The 15,842-nt window shown below is 71.7% G+C and carries 13 protein-coding genes; 8 read left to right on the top strand and 5 right to left on the bottom strand.

Annotation, left to right across the window (positions count from 1 at the left end):
• Positions 1 to 597: 597 nt before the first annotated feature.
• Positions 598 to 1,179 carry a G/U mismatch-specific DNA glycosylase gene (gene mug / locus ATL45_RS32250; protein WP_093145964.1) on the top strand — a complete coding sequence of 194 codons (582 nt, stop codon included), beginning with the start codon at positions 598 to 600 and terminating at the stop codon, positions 1,177 to 1,179.
• A gap of 65 nt (positions 1,180 to 1,244) precedes the next feature.
• Here mug and ATL45_RS32255 read toward each other — a convergent pair whose 3' ends face one another.
• Complete coding sequence (locus ATL45_RS32255) at positions 1,245 to 1,496, bottom strand: helix-turn-helix domain-containing protein (protein ID WP_093145963.1); 252 nt, start codon at positions 1,494 to 1,496, stop codon at positions 1,245 to 1,247.
• A gap of 545 nt (positions 1,497 to 2,041) precedes the next feature.
• Between ATL45_RS32255 and ATL45_RS32260 the strand changes: the two genes are divergently transcribed.
• Both ATL45_RS32260 and ATL45_RS32265 read left to right on the top strand, forming a co-directional pair.
• A complete protein-coding gene (locus ATL45_RS32260) occupies positions 2,042 to 2,329 on the top strand; it encodes a hypothetical protein (protein WP_246025679.1) in 288 nt (95 codons plus the stop codon).
• 324 nt (positions 2,330 to 2,653) lie between these two features.
• A complete protein-coding gene (locus tag ATL45_RS32265; RefSeq protein ID WP_093145962.1) occupies positions 2,654 to 3,436 on the top strand; it encodes an SDR family NAD(P)-dependent oxidoreductase in 783 nt (260 codons plus the stop codon).
• 63 nt (positions 3,437 to 3,499) lie between these two features.
• On the opposite strand, the gene ATL45_RS32270 is transcribed toward ATL45_RS32265, so the two are convergent.
• Positions 3,500 to 4,300, bottom strand: a complete 801-nt coding sequence (locus ATL45_RS32270; RefSeq protein ID WP_093145961.1) for an ABC transporter ATP-binding protein — start codon at positions 4,298 to 4,300, stop codon at positions 3,500 to 3,502.
• A 207-nt stretch (positions 4,301 to 4,507) separates the two neighbouring features.
• Between ATL45_RS32270 and ATL45_RS32275 the strand changes: the two genes are divergently transcribed.
• The 5 genes from ATL45_RS32275 (at position 4,508) to ATL45_RS32295 (ending at position 12,441) form a co-directional block, all read left to right on the top strand.
• Positions 4,508 to 5,539, top strand: a complete 1,032-nt coding sequence (locus ATL45_RS32275) for a s-methyl-5-thioribose-1-phosphate isomerase (protein WP_093145960.1) — start codon at positions 4,508 to 4,510, stop codon at positions 5,537 to 5,539.
• Complete coding sequence (gene mtnC, locus ATL45_RS32280; RefSeq protein WP_093145959.1) at positions 5,536 to 6,255, top strand: acireductone synthase; 720 nt, start codon at positions 5,536 to 5,538, stop codon at positions 6,253 to 6,255. The genes ATL45_RS32275 and mtnC overlap by 4 nt, the downstream gene beginning before the upstream one ends.
• A complete protein-coding gene (gene mtnB, locus ATL45_RS32285) occupies positions 6,252 to 6,878 on the top strand; it encodes a methylthioribulose 1-phosphate dehydratase (RefSeq protein WP_093145958.1) in 627 nt (208 codons plus the stop codon). The genes mtnC and mtnB overlap by 4 nt, the downstream gene beginning before the upstream one ends.
• The gene (locus ATL45_RS32290) at positions 6,875 to 7,450 is read left to right on the top strand and encodes a 1,2-dihydroxy-3-keto-5-methylthiopentene dioxygenase (RefSeq protein WP_093145957.1); all 576 of its coding nucleotides are present in this window, start codon (positions 6,875 to 6,877) and stop codon (positions 7,448 to 7,450) included. Before mtnB ends, ATL45_RS32290 begins: the two co-directional genes overlap by 4 nt.
• A gap of 137 nt (positions 7,451 to 7,587) precedes the next feature.
• Positions 7,588 to 12,441 carry a DUF4132 domain-containing protein gene (locus tag ATL45_RS32295; protein ID WP_170210409.1) on the top strand — a complete coding sequence of 1,618 codons (4,854 nt, stop codon included), beginning with the start codon at positions 7,588 to 7,590 and terminating at the stop codon, positions 12,439 to 12,441.
• Between the two features lie 142 nt (positions 12,442 to 12,583).
• Here ATL45_RS32295 and ATL45_RS32300 read toward each other — a convergent pair whose 3' ends face one another.
• From ATL45_RS32300 to ATL45_RS32310, 3 genes are all read right to left on the bottom strand, one after another.
• On the bottom strand, positions 12,584 to 13,531 hold the full coding sequence (locus tag ATL45_RS32300; RefSeq protein ID WP_093145955.1) for an AraC family transcriptional regulator: 948 nt from the start codon (positions 13,529 to 13,531) through the stop codon (positions 12,584 to 12,586).
• Between the two features lie 23 nt (positions 13,532 to 13,554).
• Positions 13,555 to 14,463 (bottom strand): zinc-binding dehydrogenase, encoded by a 909-nt coding sequence (locus ATL45_RS32305; protein ID WP_093145954.1) that lies wholly within the window; start codon positions 14,461 to 14,463, stop codon positions 13,555 to 13,557.
• Positions 14,464 to 14,718: 255 nt separating this feature from the next.
• Positions 14,719 to 15,660, bottom strand: coding sequence for a TetR/AcrR family transcriptional regulator C-terminal domain-containing protein (locus tag ATL45_RS32310; protein ID WP_093145953.1), 942 nt, complete (start codon positions 15,658 to 15,660; stop codon positions 14,719 to 14,721).
• Positions 15,661 to 15,842 lie beyond the last annotated feature (182 nt).

A 15,842-nucleotide genomic window follows, 5' to 3' on the forward strand; every position in this document is an offset into this window, starting at 1 on the left:
GGCTGGGAGCGTGATCTTGGGCTGGATTCCCGACGTTGCGGGCCGGTCCAGGCGGGTGTCGTGCGGGAATGGTCAATTCATCCGGCGGCCAGGAGAAGCTATCCGAAGAAATCGCACTGCGGAGGAGGAGTTCGGCGAGTTCCTTTGACGGATTGAGCGCGGGAATCAGTGGGGTTACATTCTGCGTCAATGCTCATCCGGTCCCCCATTTCTCCCTTCGGGGTGCACATCGATGCGGGAGGGAAAGGTAATCGCCGAAACGAAGCCGGGCTCTCCTACGCACGGAGACGTCAAATCGGCTTGATCGCGGCGTTTTCGGGCATCGGAGCCGTGGCTGTCGGCCTGTTCCCCCGGCATTGCGCAGTCCTGGCATGCGAGGACGCGTGCTCGCGCATTCGAGCCGGGATGAGTTCGCCCTCGGTATTGCGATCGATCTCCGCAGGAACCGCTTTCCGCGCCAGAAAGTGATGTTGCTGATCCGGGTCGGCCTTTTTCGCCCGGTTGGCGATGCCGGTGCGGTTCGGGGTTGGGGGTGAGTGGCTTCGGGTGCCCGGCTAAGGTCCGGGGTGAATCGGGTGCCTGTACCGGAGGTGGGAGTTGTCGGGGAACCGTCCGAGTGCGCAGGAGCTGGCCGCGGCGGAGGGGGCGAGGATTCCGGACGTCCTCTCCCCTGGTCTGCGCGTGCTGTTCTGCGGGATCAACCCCGGTTTGTGGTCGGGTGCGACCGGGCACCACTTCGCCCGCCCGGGCAACCGGTTCTGGCCGGCGCTGCACGCCTCCGGGTTCACGCCGCGGCTGCTGGAGCCCCACGAGCAGGACGAATTGACGGGTTTAGGCCTGGGAATCACGAATTTCGTGGCGCGAGCCAGTGCGCGTGCCGCCGAGTTGTCCGATGACGAGCTGCGGGCCGGTGGCATGGCGCTGGCGGCGAAGGTGCGGCAGTACCGCCCGCAGTGGGTGGCGGTGGTGGGGATCACCGCGTACCGGGTGGCATTCGGTGAGCGGCGGGCGACGGTGGGTCGTCAGGACCGGCTGATCGAGGGCGCGCAGGTGTGGGTGCTGCCCAATCCCAGCGGCCTCAACGCGCACTGGACGGCGGGCACGCTGGCCGCGGAGTTCCGGCAGTTGCGGCAGGCTGCGCTGCCCGAGTCGCCGGCCGATCGCGGAACTCCCAGCTAGGCGACGTGCGCCGGGCGGTGGCCCGCATCCGCGCGGTGCGGGCCCGCCTTCCCCCGCGGATCAGTTCAGAACAGGCCGGGCTCGATGCTGCCCATTCCTTCGAGCAGGCGCATCGCCATCGGTTTGGCGGGCACGATCTCGGCCGCTTCGAAGCGGGAGATCTCGGACTCGGGGACGCCGGTGGCGTCGGACAGCCTGGTCTTCGTCCAGCCCTGCTCGGTGCGGATGAGGGTCACCAGCCGCACCAGGTCTTCGGTGTCGTGGGGGTGTTCGGTTTCCTGCTCGACCTGCGCTGGGCGGTCGCCGCCTTCTGGCATGGCTGTTCCTCCTCGTCGTTCGTGCCCGCGCTGGCCCGGCGGGCGGTTGCGGACACGCTACCGGAGTGGATCTTTCGGTCTCCGTCCGTAGGTTCGCCGTCGCCGGGGATCGCGGGCCGAGTTGTTCCGGTGTGGACGATCAGCGGTGATCGGTGGGAGTTTGTGCTGGTGGAGCGCGGATTCCGCTATTCGCCCGACGGCCGGTGGAGCAGTCGGTTGCGCTGAATGGCGGATTCAGCACTGGGCGTGATCGCCGGGGAGAGCTAGGGAACACGGGGGTGTGCTTTATCTGTCCGTTACCGGTAGGGTCTGATCGGCTGGATCGGGAAGACCCCGTTCCGGTGACACTGGCCGTTTGCTCCCTCGCAGAGTCGATACGGATGACTATTCAAGACGACATTGCTCGACCGTGGTTCCAGCCGGCGCTCCCGACGGCGGCCCAGCAGGCGCCGCGTCCGGACGCTGGACCGCCGACAACTCGCATCGTCGGTCAGCTGCCGTTGGACGAGGTGATCGTTCCCACTCGACCGGTTCCCCCACCCACGATGGCCGACGCGCCGGAGCGGGTGGAGGTCACCCAGCCCTACATTCCCGCGATCCGCGATGAGCAGCCCGAGTTCGCCAAGCGGCTCAACCCCGATCCCCCGGCGGCCTCGCCGGTGTTGACGGGGCCGCAGCCGGCCGTCGCGCCGCCGCAGCCCAAGCCCGCCTCGCGGCCTGCCGCGAAGGCACCGGCGGCTCCGGCGAAGAAGCGCAGCCTGGTGCGGCGCGTGGTGCGGCGGATCATCGGACCGGACCTGTTGCGCAAGGACCCGCCGAAGAAGCGGCGCTGACCCCGAGCGTCAACAGCGGTGGCCCCGGCCCTGGCGCAGACCTGCATCCTGCGCCGGGGCCGGGGCCACTGTCATTTCCACCGCCCGTTCTGCGCGCTGCCGACCGGTCACCTGAGCTGATCGGGTTCGGGTAGGGTGCCGGGCATGCGTTCCTGATCTCGTCCTCCCCCGCGTCCGAGGCGTGCTGCCCGGCGGGGTGCTGCGCGCTGACGGGTCGGGATCGTGTTCTGTCGTTTCCCTGGGTGTGCCTCCGCTGGGGCGCGCGGGCCTCCTCTTCGGCGGGTGATCGCTGGTTGAGCATCCCGTTGATCGAGGAGGACGACGATGATCGATACCCGTCTTGCCGGCCGGACCGTGCTGGTCACCGGAGGTTCGGGAAATGTCGGTGCGGCGATCAGCCGCGCGTTCGCCGCTGAGGGCGCGCGCGTGGCGGTCCACTACCTCGCGCAGGACTCCCCTGCGCCCGAGCACGTCGAGTGGGCGCACATCACGCCCGCGAGCAGCGCGGCCGCCGAGCTCGCGGCCGAGCTCGGCAACGGTTCTTTCGCGGTGAGCGCGGATCTGGCCGAACCGGACGGGCCGCGGCGGCTGGTGCAGGCCGTGGTGGAGCAGGCCGGTTCGGTGGACGTGCTGGTCAACAACGCCGCGCACTGCGAGTTGCCGGATTCGGTCGATTCGCTGACCGCCGGGTCGCTGGAGCGGCACTACCGGGTCAACGCCATCGCTCCGGCGGTGCTGATCACCGAAGCGGTGCGCACGCGGAGCGAGGGTGAGCAGTTGTCGGTCGTCAACATCACCACGGATGCCGCGCGGGCGTTTCCCGGTCAGACCGGTTACGGCACGTCCAAGGCGGCGCTGGAGGCGCTGACCCGGTCGATGGCGCTGGACCTGGCGGCCCGGGGCGTCCGGGTGAACGCGGTCGCGCCGGGGCCGGTGCAGACCGGGTGGATCGGTGCCGAGGAGATCGATGCGGTGACCGCGATCGTGCCGATGGGCCGGGTCGGTGAGCCCGATGACATCGCCGATGCGGTGGTGTTCCTGGCTTCGCACCAGGCGCGCTGGATCACCGGGCAGGTCCTGCAGGTCGCCGGCGGCCACGCGTTGTGACCTGGGGCCGGTCCGCGCCGCAGCCGAAGAGCGGTGGCGCGGACCGGCGAGCGCGGATCCGGGTCAGGCGCGGGCGTGCCAGCGGCCGTCGGTGCGGGTGATGCGCACCGGGTGGTCGAAGCACTTGCTGATGTGGTCGGTGGTGATCACCTCGTCGACCTCGCCGGAGGCCAGGCACTGGCCGTCGCGCAGCAGCATGGCGTGGGTGGTGCTGGCGGGCAGTTCTTCGAGGTGGTGGGTGACCAGCACGGTGGCCAGCTGCGGGTGTTCGGCGCGCAGGTCGTCGAGGCTGGTCAGCAGCTGTTCGCGGGCGGCCAGGTCGAGTCCGGTGGCCGGTTCGTCCAGCAGCAGCAGGCGCGGCACGGGCATCAGGGCGCGGGCGATGAGGGTGCGGCCCCGCTCCCCCTGCGAGAGCGTTTCCCAGCGGGCTTGGGCTTTTTCGCTCATGCCGAGGGTGCTGATCAGCCGGTCGGCCTGGTCGGCCTGCTGCGGGGTCGGCTGCCAGCGCGGGACGAGTTCGGTGGTGTTGGTGACGCCGGTGAGCACGACGTCGCGGACCCGCAGCGGGCTGCGCAGGGGGTGGCGGGGGTTGATGTGGCCGACGTAGGAGCGCAGTTGGCGCATGTCGACGCGGCCGAGCCGGTGGCCGAGGACGGTGACGCTGCCGCGGGTGGGGTGGTTGATGGCGCCGAGCAGGTTGAGCAGGGTGGTCTTACCCGCGCCGTTGGCGCCCAGCAGCGCCCAGTGCTGGCCGGGGTGGACCTGCAGCGACACCGAGCGCAGCAGGTGGTTGCCGTCGCGGACGACGTCGACGTCGTCGGCGTGCAGGACCGGGCCGGTGTCGGTGGGCCGGGAGTCGATCAAGGAAGGTGCCTTCCGGGCGGGATCGCTGCGGGGCGCGGCGCGCGAGGGGTGGCTGCGCACAACGGCTCCGGTGCAGGCGGACAGGCGGTGTCCGGACTTTAACAACTGATCGCGGCGGCTCTCGCGATGTGGGTTGGTTTGCGGTGGTGCGGGCCGTGCTGACTACGCTGGCGACGCAAGAACCACACATTTCGCATCGAGGAATTCATGCCGCCACCTTCCGCGCACCCCGGCTCGCCGACGCTGGCCGACAGCGTGCGACTGGCCGAGGACGGAGTGCACATCCTGGACCGCAGGGTGTTCCCGTTCGAGCACCGCTGGGTGCACGCCCGAACCGTTGAAGAGGTCGCCGTCGCGATCGAGGACATGGTGACCCAGTCCTCGGGCCCGTACTTCGCGGTGCTGTGGGGCATGGTGCTGGCGGCCCGCGAGTCCGCGGGCGCCGATCCCGACACCGCGCGGGCGCGGCTGCGCGCCGCCGGTGACCGGCTGATCGCCACCCGCCCCACCAACGACCAGCCGCGCAAGGCCGTGGAGTGGGTCATGTCGGCGGTGGCCGAGGGCGGCGATGATGTGGCCGCCGCGGCGCTGGCGGGTGCGCAGGCCGGTGACGACGACTACCGCCGCCGCAGCCGGGAGATGGGCCGGGCCGGTGCGCGGCTGCTGCCGCAGGGCGCCCGGGTGCTGACGCACTGCTGGGGTGATCTGTACCTGGTGGGTCTGGTGGAGGCGGCGCTGGAGGCGGGTTTGAAGCCGTCGTTCGTGTGCACCGAGACCCGCCCGTACCTGCAGGGCGCGCGGTTGACCTCGCACACGCTGGCCGAGATGGGTGTGGAGACCACGCTGGTCACCGATGCGATGCCGGCGTCGCTGATGCGCGCCGGGGAGATCGATGCGCTGGTGACCGCCAGCGACCGGGTCACCATGGACGGGCACGTGATCAACAAGGTGGGCACGTTGCAGCACGCGGTGGCCGCGCAGGCCTTCGGGGTGCCCTTCCACGCGTTGTGCCACGCCCCGGATCCGCACTCGGCGACCGGCGCGGACGTGCCGATCGAGTACCGCGACGGTGATGAGGTGCTGCACACGCTGGGGCGGCGCAGCGCCACGGATCTGGTGCGCGGGCTGTACCCGGCGTTCGACGTGACCGACCCGCAGTTCGTGACCACGGTGGTGACCGATCGCGGGGCGTTCACCCCGGAGCGGTTGCCGGAGTACTACGGGGAGGGATCGCGGTGAGCGTGCGGGTTGCGGCCCGGTGGGTCGTGCTGGACATCGAGGGCACGCTGACGGCCACCAGCCAGGTGCACGTGGTGCTCTACGACTACGCGCGGCCACGGTTGGGCCCGTGGATCGACGAGCACGGCACCGATCCGGTGGTCGCCGAGGCGGTCGAGCAGGTCAAGGCCGATGCGGGGCTGGATTCCAGCGCCGGTACCGGTGAGGTCGTGGCGGTGCTGCACTCCTGGATGGATGCCGACCGCAAGGCCACGCCGCTGAAGACGTTGCAGGGGCTGATCTGGTCGGACGGGTACGCGCGGGGCGAGTTGCGCACCGACTACTTCCCGGACGTGGTCCCGGCGTTGCGGGACTGGCGGGGCCGGGGCGCGCGGTTGGCGGTGTTCTCCTCGGGTTCGGTGGCCGCGCAGGTCGCGTCGTTCTCCAACACCACCGCGGGTGATCTGCGGGAGCTCTTCGCCGGTCATTTCGACACGGTCAACGCCGGGCCGAAGCGGGAGCGCCCCTCCTACGAGGCGATCGCCGGGCAGCTGGGAGCGGTGCCGGGCGAGGTCGTGTTCTTCTCCGACGTGCCCGCCGAGCTGGATGCCGCCGCGGCGGCGGGCTGGCTGACGGTGGGCCTGGCGCGGGACGGGGAACCGTTCGCCGACGCCGATTTCGGGGCGCACCCGGTGGTGGCGGGTTTCGACGAGGTGGAGCTTGAGGTGATCGTGTGAGCGGCGAGCTGGAGCGGGCCGGGGCGGCGCTGGCCGCGGAGTCGGCGCGGATGGCGGGGCTGGGCTGGATGCGCGGCACGTCGGGGAACCTGTCGGTGACGCTGGGGCGTGAACCGCTGCGGCTGGCGGTGACCGCCAGCGGCCTGGACAAGGGCGAGCTGAGCGCCTCTGACGTGGTCGTGGTCGACGAGGCGGGTGCGGCGGTGCCCGACCAGCCGAACCCGGATCAGCGGCCCTCGGCCGAGGCCGGGCTGCACGCGCGGATCGCGGCGGTGGCCGGTGCGGGTGCGGTGGTGCACGTGCACATGCTTTCGGCGGTGGTGGCCGGGCAGCGCTGGCCGGAGGGCGTGGTGCTGCGCGATCTGGAGATGCTCAAGGGCCTGGGGCGTCGCGACGACGATGTGATGACGGTGCCGGTGGTGCCCAACAGCCAGGACATGCGGGTGCTGGGTGATGCCTTCGAGGCCTCCTTCGACGCCGCGACGCCGGCGGTGGTCGTGGCCCGCCACGGGGTGTACGTGTGGGGGCGGGATCTGGTGCAGGCCCGGCACCGCACGGAGTGCTTGGACTGGTTGTTCCGGTTCACCTTGGCCGCGAACGGAATTCAGGAGGGTGTGGCATGACGTTGCTGACCGTGTGGCCCGACACCGACCCCGGCACCGTGGAGGTGCGCACGGAGGATCCGGGTGAGATCGCCGCGCTGCTCAAGCGGTTCGGGGTGCGTTTCGAGCGCTGGGAGCTCAAGGAGCTGCCCGAGGGCGCGAGTTCGGAGAAGGTGCTGGAGGCCTACCGCGCGGAGGTCGACCGGGTCATCGATGCCGAGGGCTACATCAAGGTCGACGCGGCGGTGATGGCGCCGCGCGATGACGACCCGCAGTGGGCCGAGCAGGCCAAGGTGGCGCGGGAGAAGTTCCTCTCCGAGCACACCCACGACGATGACGAGGACCGGTTCTTCGCCCGCGGTGCGGGGGTGTTCTACCTGCACCTGGAGGACAAGGTCTACGGGGTGCTGTGCGAGGCGGGTGATCTGCTGAGCGTGCCGGCCAACACCACGCACTGGTTCGACATGGGGGTGCGCCCGGACTTCGTGGCGATCCGCTTCTTCCACGACGAGGACGGCTGGGTGGGCGATTTCTGCGACACCGACACCGCCGAGCGGTTCCCGTCCTTCGACGAGCTGATGGCCTCGCGCTGAGCATCATCGGGCGCCGGGTGCGGATGTCGTCCGCGCCCGGCGTTCGTGTTCTCGGCGCGGCTCGCCCCGCGCGTCCCTGCGGGCAGATCACCGGTTTTCCCGCCGAATGTCGTAGGGATGATCAACAATCTCCTGGCATGGGATGGATCGGGATCGCGACGGGCCACGAGCTCACCGTCGAGGGCACTCTGCGGCCGGTGCTGGCCTGCCGGACGGCCGCGGGTCGCGTGCTGGCGAAGGTGCCCGCCAACGTCAAGAAGGACCCGGCCGCGGTCGGGCTCGCCGCCCTCTGCGACCGGCTCGGTGAGCACGCGCGGGCGGTGCACGACCGTGTCGAGTCCTGGATGGTGCGGTCGCTACCGGTCCCGGCGGCGGTGTTGGCGGGCGTGTGGGACGACCCGGTGTGGCGCGAGACGCTCACCGATCTGGTCATCGCCCCGATCCTCGACGGCGCGCCCGACCTCGGTCGCTGCGTGCTCCTGCGCGAGGGCGCGTGGGAAGGCGCGGAGGCCTTCGCGATCCCGCACCCGCTGCTGCTCGGCGAGGAGCTGCCCAGTTGGCAGGAACGGAACCTCGGTCAGGTCGTCGAGCAGGTGGACCGCGAGGTGTGGAGGCGTCCGGTGAGCATGGACCGCGCGTTCGGCGTGGTCGACACCTTCGGATACCTGGACGCCCGGTACGAGAGCGGCGCGGCGTTCGAGCGCCGCGTGCACGAGCTGGGCGGGCGCATCAAGCGGGACAGGGCGCGGTTCACCGTGCACGCGCCCGAGCCGCTCGGCGTCGAGATCGACGTGGACTGGAGCGGGCCGATGAGCCCGGCCTACATGGCGTGGCTGAGCTTCGCCTCGGATGGCCGGGAGATCGGCGACATCGCCTGGTCCGAGGGCGTCCGCATTCTCATGGCCCTGTACGCCAAGCGCACCGTGGACGACGCGGAGCCGGTGGTGGAGCCGGCCGAGGCGTACTCCCACTACTGCGACGCCCACCAAGGCGAGCCCGGCACCGTGGTGCCCTCCGGCATCACGGTGCCGACGCGCACTGCGCTCCTGCGCGCCGGTGCGGTGATGCCGGGAGCGCCCGCCGGCTCCGATGAGGACACGTGCGTCGCCGTCCGCTACGAGCACCCCGTCCTGGACGAACCGGTCATCGAACTCCTCCGCCGCGCGGCCGTCAACGGCGACAAGGCCGAGAAGTCGCTGCACGGCCTGGCCCCGGTGGCGGAGACCGGCGTCGGCACCGTGCACGCGGACCCGCTCGGGTTCCTCGCGTCGGCCCTGCACTCGTACCCGGCGCACCGCGCCCACATCCTGGCCGCGCACACCGACCTTCAGGCCGCCCGCGGCCTGGCCTCCCGCAGGCCCGGCTTCGCGCGCACCGCGCTCACCCGTACCGGCGACGCCTTGGAGGCCCGCGCGCCCGAGCTGCTGCCGCTGTTCTACGAGGAGTGCGCGCTGATCCTGGCCGCTGTGGGCAGCGACCGCTTCGCCGCGGCGTTCTTCGAGAAGGCCCGCGCGGCCGAGGACGCGCACGCGCTGCTGGTCGACGAGGCCGCGCTCGTCGCCGCGCACCTGGCCGCGGGACCGGACGTCGCCGCAACGGCCACGCTCAAGAAGCACCGCAAGCGGCTCGCCACCCGCCATCCCGCACCCGATGCGTACCGCTGGCACCGCAGCCTGCTCACCGAGTGGTGCGAGGAAGTCCCCGATGGCGCGGAGGGTGCGCTGGTCCTGGCCGAGGGCTGGGCGGCGCTGGCGAAGGCCGCCGGGCACGCGCTCGGCGGGCCCGAGGACGAACGCGCCGTGCGGGCCTTGCTGGCCAGCGGCTGCATGGAGTCGGCACCGCAGGCCCTCTGGAAGTTCGTCCTCCCGCTGCTCGGGGCGATGGCACGGGCGGATGCGGGCCTCGGCCGCGCGCTGCTCGGCGTCCTGCCGCTGCCCGCCAAGGACACCCCCGAGGCCAAGAGCGCGGCGGTGTCGCTCCTGCTCGCCAACCTCACGGGCGCGGGCATGACCGCCCCGTTCACCACCTCCCCCGGGCTGGCGGGAACAGCGGCGAAGGACTGGCTGGGCCGCTTCCTGAAGCTGTACGCGGGGCTCGCGCTGCCCGTCGCCGGTCTCGGTGATCTCCTGCACGATGCCGGTGCGCGGCTGCGCGCGGAGGGCCTCGCCTGCGACGACCACGAGGCGGTGCTGGGCGTGGACGAGGACGAGGTCAACCGGTGGGAGGAGACCGCCGCCGACCTCCCGCTCCTCGATCTCCTCCTGGAGCGCGGCGTACCGCTCGCGCGGCCCCGCCTGCTGCACACGTTCAAGCTGTACGACCGGCTGGCCGCCGGAACGGGCACCGACCTGGCCGCCGTCGCCGCCGACCCGGACTGGGCTGTGCTGCTGCGCGACGCGGTCGTGGGCAACGTGACCAACCAGCTCAACGTCACCGAGCCCGCCGTGGCGAAGCAGACCGCCTCCGAGACCGTGCGGGCCCTGACCACGACGCCGGGAACGGCGCAGATCGTCGCCGCGATCCTGGCCGAGCATGCCCAGCGGGTCCCGGACCAAGGGCTTCCGGACGCGCACGCCGCGCTGTGCGACGCCGAGCGGTTCACCATCCCCGGAGTCCCCGCTCTCCTGCTGGACAGCGTCCGGACGATCGCGACCGGGACGGACCCGGCCCGCGCTCTGGCCGCCACGCTCAGCGGCGGTGTCCTCGACGAACTGGAGTTGCCCGCCTTCGTCCCCGGGCACGTCAGCACCATCACCGACTACCTGGAGGAGAGCGGCACCGACCTGCTGCTGATCGAGTCCGGCCGGCTCTGGGAGCACAAGTTCCGCGCCTCGGTGGTCACCCCGGACGGAGTCGGCCCGTCCCACGGCTTCGGCACCTACGAGTTCGTCTCCAGCCGGTCCCACGAACGCACCGAGGCGCGCGACCTCCACGACCGCTGCCTGATCGCCGTGAACGGCCAGGTGACCGTGCTGGATCACGGTGGCCCGCACTGCCCGCACGGCAGCGCGCACCCCGCCGCCGATCGCGTCGTACCGGCCGACGGCGAACGGGTCGTCTTCCCCGGTGGTGCCGACGCCACCGTGTGGCGCGGCCAGGGCCGGATCATCGAGCTGCGGGACCCGGCCGGGCGGGCCATCGGCCGCTACGTCCGAGGCTGGGGCCGGGTGCCCGAGCACGACGGAGCCGAGAACATCGGCGTGGTCGAGCACCACCGCTACGCCTCCGGGACCCGCCTGGTCGCCCCTCCTGGCTGGTGGTCGGCGATGCGGCCGCGCGACCCCGGAGGTTCCAGGGCGCTGCGCGCCGTCGACGAGAAGAAGGCGCAGGCCCTGATCGACGTCGCCGACGCCGCGCTCACCGCCGAGCTCATGCGGGTGCTGGATCCCGACACCGGGTTCCGGGAGCAGGACGCCGCCCGCGACGAGCTGGCGGGACGGCTCCGGCCGCTTCTGCCGGAGATCACCGACGAGTCGCTCTGGAAGGGCGTCACGTTCCTGGTGTGGACGGCCGTCGAATGCCGCGAGCGTGCGTTCGCCCTGCTGCAACGCCTGGCGCTGACCCCGCCGCCGCACCTGCGCCCGGCGCCCGCCTCCGCGGCACCCGCCGTCGGCGGGTCCGCCAAGCCCGTGGAGCCGGAGGATCCGGGCCCTGAGTCGGCGTACGAGAGGATCGTCCACTTCACCCGTGCCGCCGTCGACGTGCCCTACGACAAGAAGATCGCGACGTTCGACTCCTCGGCCGTCGAGGGAGTCGAGAACACGCTGGGCCGCCTCGGCGCCGCTGTGCTGGATGCCGCGTGGGGCAACCTCGGCGGGCGCGCGCGACTCCTGGAACTGGCGGCCGTCCCCGACCTGCTCCGCACCGACGGCACCTGGCACGTCGCCCGGCTGCGCCCGGAGTACGAGCCTGGGCAGATCTGCTCGGGCCGCGGCCCCATCGCCAGCGCCGCCGTCGCCGACCGCGAGGTGGTGGGGAACGGCTACGCGGTCACGGCGCTCCTGCACACCCCGGGCGGCCCGGACCCGCTGTTGTTCACCCGCAACCGCGTCGTCGAGCTGCGGACCTGCCGCGGCTGGGGCGACCCGGACCGGCTCCGGCTGGCGCTGGAGCTGATCACCGAGAACGGCCCGCCGCCCGTGGACCGGGAGGCGGCCGCACGGGCGTTCGCCGAGGCCACCGGCCTGTCACCGGCCCAGTGCCTGATCCTGCTGTCCACCTCGGCCCGCACCCTGTCCTGGCCGGAAGGCTGGGCACGGGGCCGCGTCGCGGCCTTCGGCAAGGACAACAGTGTGCCGGCACTCGATCTGACCGAGCTGGAACTGCGCATCGCCGCGCTGTCCCTGGAGGCGATGACCACCACTGAGGAGGCCGTCGAAGTCGGCGAGCTGCTCATGCCCGAGGACCCCGCCGATCTCTGGCGCACGGGCCCCGACCTGGACCGGGCGGTCGCGTACTGGACGCAGCGCCACCCGAGGCTCACCCCGCTCACCACCGAGCAGTGGGTCGACCTCGCCTCCGGCGCCGAGGACGCCCTGGAGGCGTTGATCGCCCTGCTCGGTGAGCGCCGGTCCGTACCGCCGCTGGGTCACATCGCCCGGGCTGCGCTCCTGGCCGACCGCCTGCCCGAGGACCACCCCGCTCGGGCGACCGCCGCCGCCCGCCTGCGCGACCTGCACGAGCACCTCACCGCACCGGAGACGATCTTGCCCATCGCCACCGGGGTCACCTCGGTCACCGCCTTGGAGCGAGCCGCCGGAGCGACCGCGGCTCACCTCCCGGGCAGCAGGCTGGCCATCGGCGAAGCCCTCGTCCTGGAGCCCGCCGGAGACGGCTACCGCGTCGACCTCCGCCCGTCCCGCTGGCCGGACCTGGCGGCGCTGGCCCCGGCCCTGCGCCGCGGCGGTGCCACCGGTGTCGCGCTGGTCGTGGAGGATCTGCGCTTCCTCCGTTCGTCCGAGCCGCTGGAGGCCGCTGCCCGGCTGGAGTGACGTGCGCACCTCCAGGCGTCCTGGTCGAAGCCGGGCTGCTTCGGCGCGCATCCGCCGCAGCAGCCCGGCCCGCACCCGCTCCTCACGGTGTTCGTCGTGCCAGATCGCGTCCACCCGGTGCGAGACGAGACCGCACGCGTGCTCAAGTGTTGCCGGTGATCGCCTGCTTGCGATCGCCGCGAAGCCGGGAACGGTACTCGCCCGGGGGTATGCCCCGGGCACGTCGGAAGGCGCGGCTGAAGGCGTGCGGTGAGGCGTAGCCGACCGCGCCGGAGATCGACTCGACCGGCTCGTCGGTGTCGCGGAGCCGGACCGACGCCAGGTCCATGCGCCACTGCGTCACGTACGCGCCCGGCGTCTGTCCGAGGGCGGACCGGAAGTGCCTGGACAGCGTCGTCCGGGAGACCGCCGTCGCGGCCGCCAGGGACTCGGTGGTCCAGGGGTGTTCCGGTCGGGCGTGGACACATGCCAGGGCCTCGCGCACGACGGGATCACGCATCGCGCCCAGCCACGAGCCGGACTGCGTCTCCGGGTGGCGGGCCAGCCAGACGCGTACGAACTGGATGAGCAGGAGGTCGACGATGCTGTTGACTGCGGCGGTGGTGCCGATCTGAGGATGGGCGAGCTCCGCCATGAGGAGCTCGACGGTCTTTCTGAGCTGTGCGTTCTCCTGGCTCGTGACGTGCATCGGCCGAACGAGGGAGGTGAGCACCGGCGTGCTCACCTCCGGGTCCTGCTCGTAGCGCAGGACGAGCGCTTCCGTCCGCGCTGGCGTCGAGCCCAGGTGCAGGGCGCTGCCGTCGGTGAGGGCCTGGTCCGTCGCCTTCCGGTCACAGGGGCCCATCGTCGTACTGGGCCCACCGGCTATCCCGTGGGCGGTGCCCGGCGGCAGCAGGACGGCGTCTCCTGCCTGTACCTCCAGGGGTTCGGAGCCCGGGACGTGGAGCCACATCGTGCCACGGGCAACCACGTGCAGTGCCGCTGCCGGATAGGAGTCCAGCCACAGGCCCCAGGTTCCCCCGGCCTTCAGCACGACCCCGAGCGCACCTCGCGCACCCGATACGCGCAAGGCCTCCGCGAGTACGTCCATCGTTGCATCCTCGTCGATGGGCGTCAGACCACGTCGAGAACGATCTTTCCGTGCACCTTCCGCGCGAACAGTGCCTGGACGGCGTCGTGCACGTCCTGCCAGTGGCCTCGCAGCCCGACCGGTGCCGAGAGCCTTCCGGCGGCCATGAGGCCAAGCAGGTCCGTCAGCTCCCCGCTGGTCGGCGTCATGTCGCCGTAGGTGGCGATGCTGCGGGGTTCGCCGAAGCCGAACAAGGTCCCTGACGGGAACGTGGTGTCCTGTCCCGAGGAGTAGCCGACCACATGGATGGTGCCGCCCTCGGCGAGGGAGCTCCACGCCTGGGCCAGCAGCGGCCCACCGACGGTGTCCAGGACGAGGTCGAACCGGCACCCGGTCTCGGCCAGGTCGGTCAGGACCTCGTCGGCCCCGAGTTCGCGCAGTCCGGCGGCCCGGTCCGGCGAACCCACGAGTGCCGTCACCCGGGCGCCGGCCAGCGCCGCCAACTGGACGGCGAAGTGCCCCACGCCCCCGCTGGCGCCGGTGACCAGGACGTCGCGCGCCAGCAGGGAACGCTTGCGCAGCACCCGCAGTGCGGTGACTCCGGCGATCCCCAGCGCGGCACCGTCGGCCAGGTCCACGCTCTCGGGGACGGTGCCGAGCGAGGCGGGGTTGACTGCCACCCGCTCGGCCCACGCGTGGGAGGACATCCCCAGCGCGACGCGCGTACCTTCGGGTGGCCCCGAGCCGTCGGCTGCGGCGCGCACCACGACGCCGGCCGCGTCGTGACCGTGCACAGCGCCGGCCGGCCACCGGTGCAGGTAGTTCAGCTCTCCGAAGTTGAGACCGATGTGCCGTATCTCCACCAGCGCCTCGTCGCTGGAGGGCACGGGCTCATCGACATCGGCGAACCGGACGGGTCCGGCCTCGCCGTGATCGACCACAAGGGCGCGCATGGGGTGTTTCCTTCTCTCGTGGATGCGCCTGAACACTCGGCGCGGCAGCGGCGGAGTGCGCGGAATGCCGCACTGACGCCTCCTCGAAACCCTACGCAGGACCAGCACAGCGACCAGCCCCGTGAGTGCCGATCAGTTGACGATCTGTATCAGCGCGGCTCGCCCGCGGCGTCGAGCTCCAGCGGTTCCCGCAGCGCCTGAAACGCGCAGACCTCCCTTGGTATCCCGAGTGGACGGTCAGCGGCGTCTTCTCGCTCAGCGGTGGTTTCGGGTCGTGAGGTGGGCGGCGATGCCGTCGAGGTGGCGTTGCAGGCCGAATTCGAAGAGCTGGTCGAGGTCGAGGGTGATGCCGCTGGCGGCGGTGGCGGCGAGTTCGGGGTACCGGCCGCTGCCGAGCAGGGTGTGCAGTTCGTCCTGGTCGGTGTTGTGGCGCTGCCGGAGCGTGAGTCCGGTTTCCTGGGTGTATTCGCGTTCCATGGCGTGGCTCATGGCGATGCCGCCGACGAAGCCGTTGACGCTGACGGCGATGTGCAGGGCGGTGCTGCGGGGCAGGCCGAGTCCGCTCAGGGCGGTGAGCTGCCATTCGAGGTGGTCGACGCCGGTGGGCAGCAGGGGCGGCTGGGCCAGCGAGGTCAGGGCGGTGGGTGCCAGCCAGGGGTGGCGGCGGTAGGTGGCCCAGTGCTGGCGGGCGAGCTTTTCCAGGCTGCGGCGCCAGCTTCGGCGGCTGGGTTCGGGCAGCGGGGTTTCGGCGAGGGCGGCGTCGGCCATGAGCCGCAGGAGTTCTTCCTTGTCGGGGATGTGCCGGTAGAGCGACATGGTGCCGGCGCCGAGTTCGGCGGCCACGCGGCGCATGGAGACCGCGTTGCGGCCTTCGGCGTCGGCGATGGTGATGGCGGCGCGGACGATGCGCCGCTGGTCGATGTGGGTCTCGGTGGTGGTGGCGCGGGGGCTGCGGCGGCGGGGTGTGCGGTGGGTCTGGTCGGTGACGACGGTGCCGGTTCCGGTGACGGGGTGGACGAGTCCTTCGCGGCGCAGGGTGGCGAGGGCTTTGGTGGCGGTGGCCATGGCCACGCCCCACTCGTCGGTGATCTGGCGGGTGGAGGGGACGCGGTCTCCGGGGCGCAACTGGCCGGAGTCGATGCGGGCGCGGATGTCGGCGACGATGCGCAGGTAGGGCGGTTGTGGTTCGGCGGGCATCGCGCTCCCCTTGTCGTCGCACTAGTGCACGTGTGCCGGGAAGCGTAGCGCACCACGGAAAACACCTCCTCGCACTAGCTCGCCTGCAATCAGTTGCACCGGTTTCCCGTTTTGCCGTACCGGTTTCTCGCGATCATCAATACGGTGTACGCGTTTGGTACGGCGTACGCGAGGAGGTTGAA

Origin of the sequence: Saccharopolyspora antimicrobica, from assembly GCF_003635025.1 — a bacterium.
Classification (GTDB): Bacteria; Actinomycetota; Actinomycetes; order Mycobacteriales; family Pseudonocardiaceae; genus Saccharopolyspora; species Saccharopolyspora antimicrobica.

Coding starts and splice junctions, on each gene's coding strand:
- ATL45_RS32255 (WP_093145963.1), bottom strand. CDS start 1,496: ATGCCAGAAGGCGGCGACCGCCCAGCGCAGGTCGAGCAGGAAACCGAA.
- ATL45_RS32260 (WP_246025679.1), top strand. CDS start 2,042: ATGGCCGACGCGCCGGAGCGGGTGGAGGTCACCCAGCCCTACATTCCC.
- ATL45_RS32265 (WP_093145962.1), top strand. CDS start 2,654: ATGATCGATACCCGTCTTGCCGGCCGGACCGTGCTGGTCACCGGAGGT.
- ATL45_RS32275 (WP_093145960.1), top strand. CDS start 4,508: ATGCCGCCACCTTCCGCGCACCCCGGCTCGCCGACGCTGGCCGACAGC.
- ATL45_RS32290 (WP_093145957.1), top strand. CDS start 6,875: ATGACGTTGCTGACCGTGTGGCCCGACACCGACCCCGGCACCGTGGAG.
- ATL45_RS32295 (WP_170210409.1), top strand. CDS start 7,588: ATGGGATGGATCGGGATCGCGACGGGCCACGAGCTCACCGTCGAGGGC.
- ATL45_RS32300 (WP_093145955.1), bottom strand. CDS start 13,531: ATGGACGTACTCGCGGAGGCCTTGCGCGTATCGGGTGCGCGAGGTGCG.
- ATL45_RS32305 (WP_093145954.1), bottom strand. CDS start 14,463: ATGCGCGCCCTTGTGGTCGATCACGGCGAGGCCGGACCCGTCCGGTTC.
- ATL45_RS32310 (WP_093145953.1), bottom strand. CDS start 15,660: ATGCCCGCCGAACCACAACCGCCCTACCTGCGCATCGTCGCCGACATC.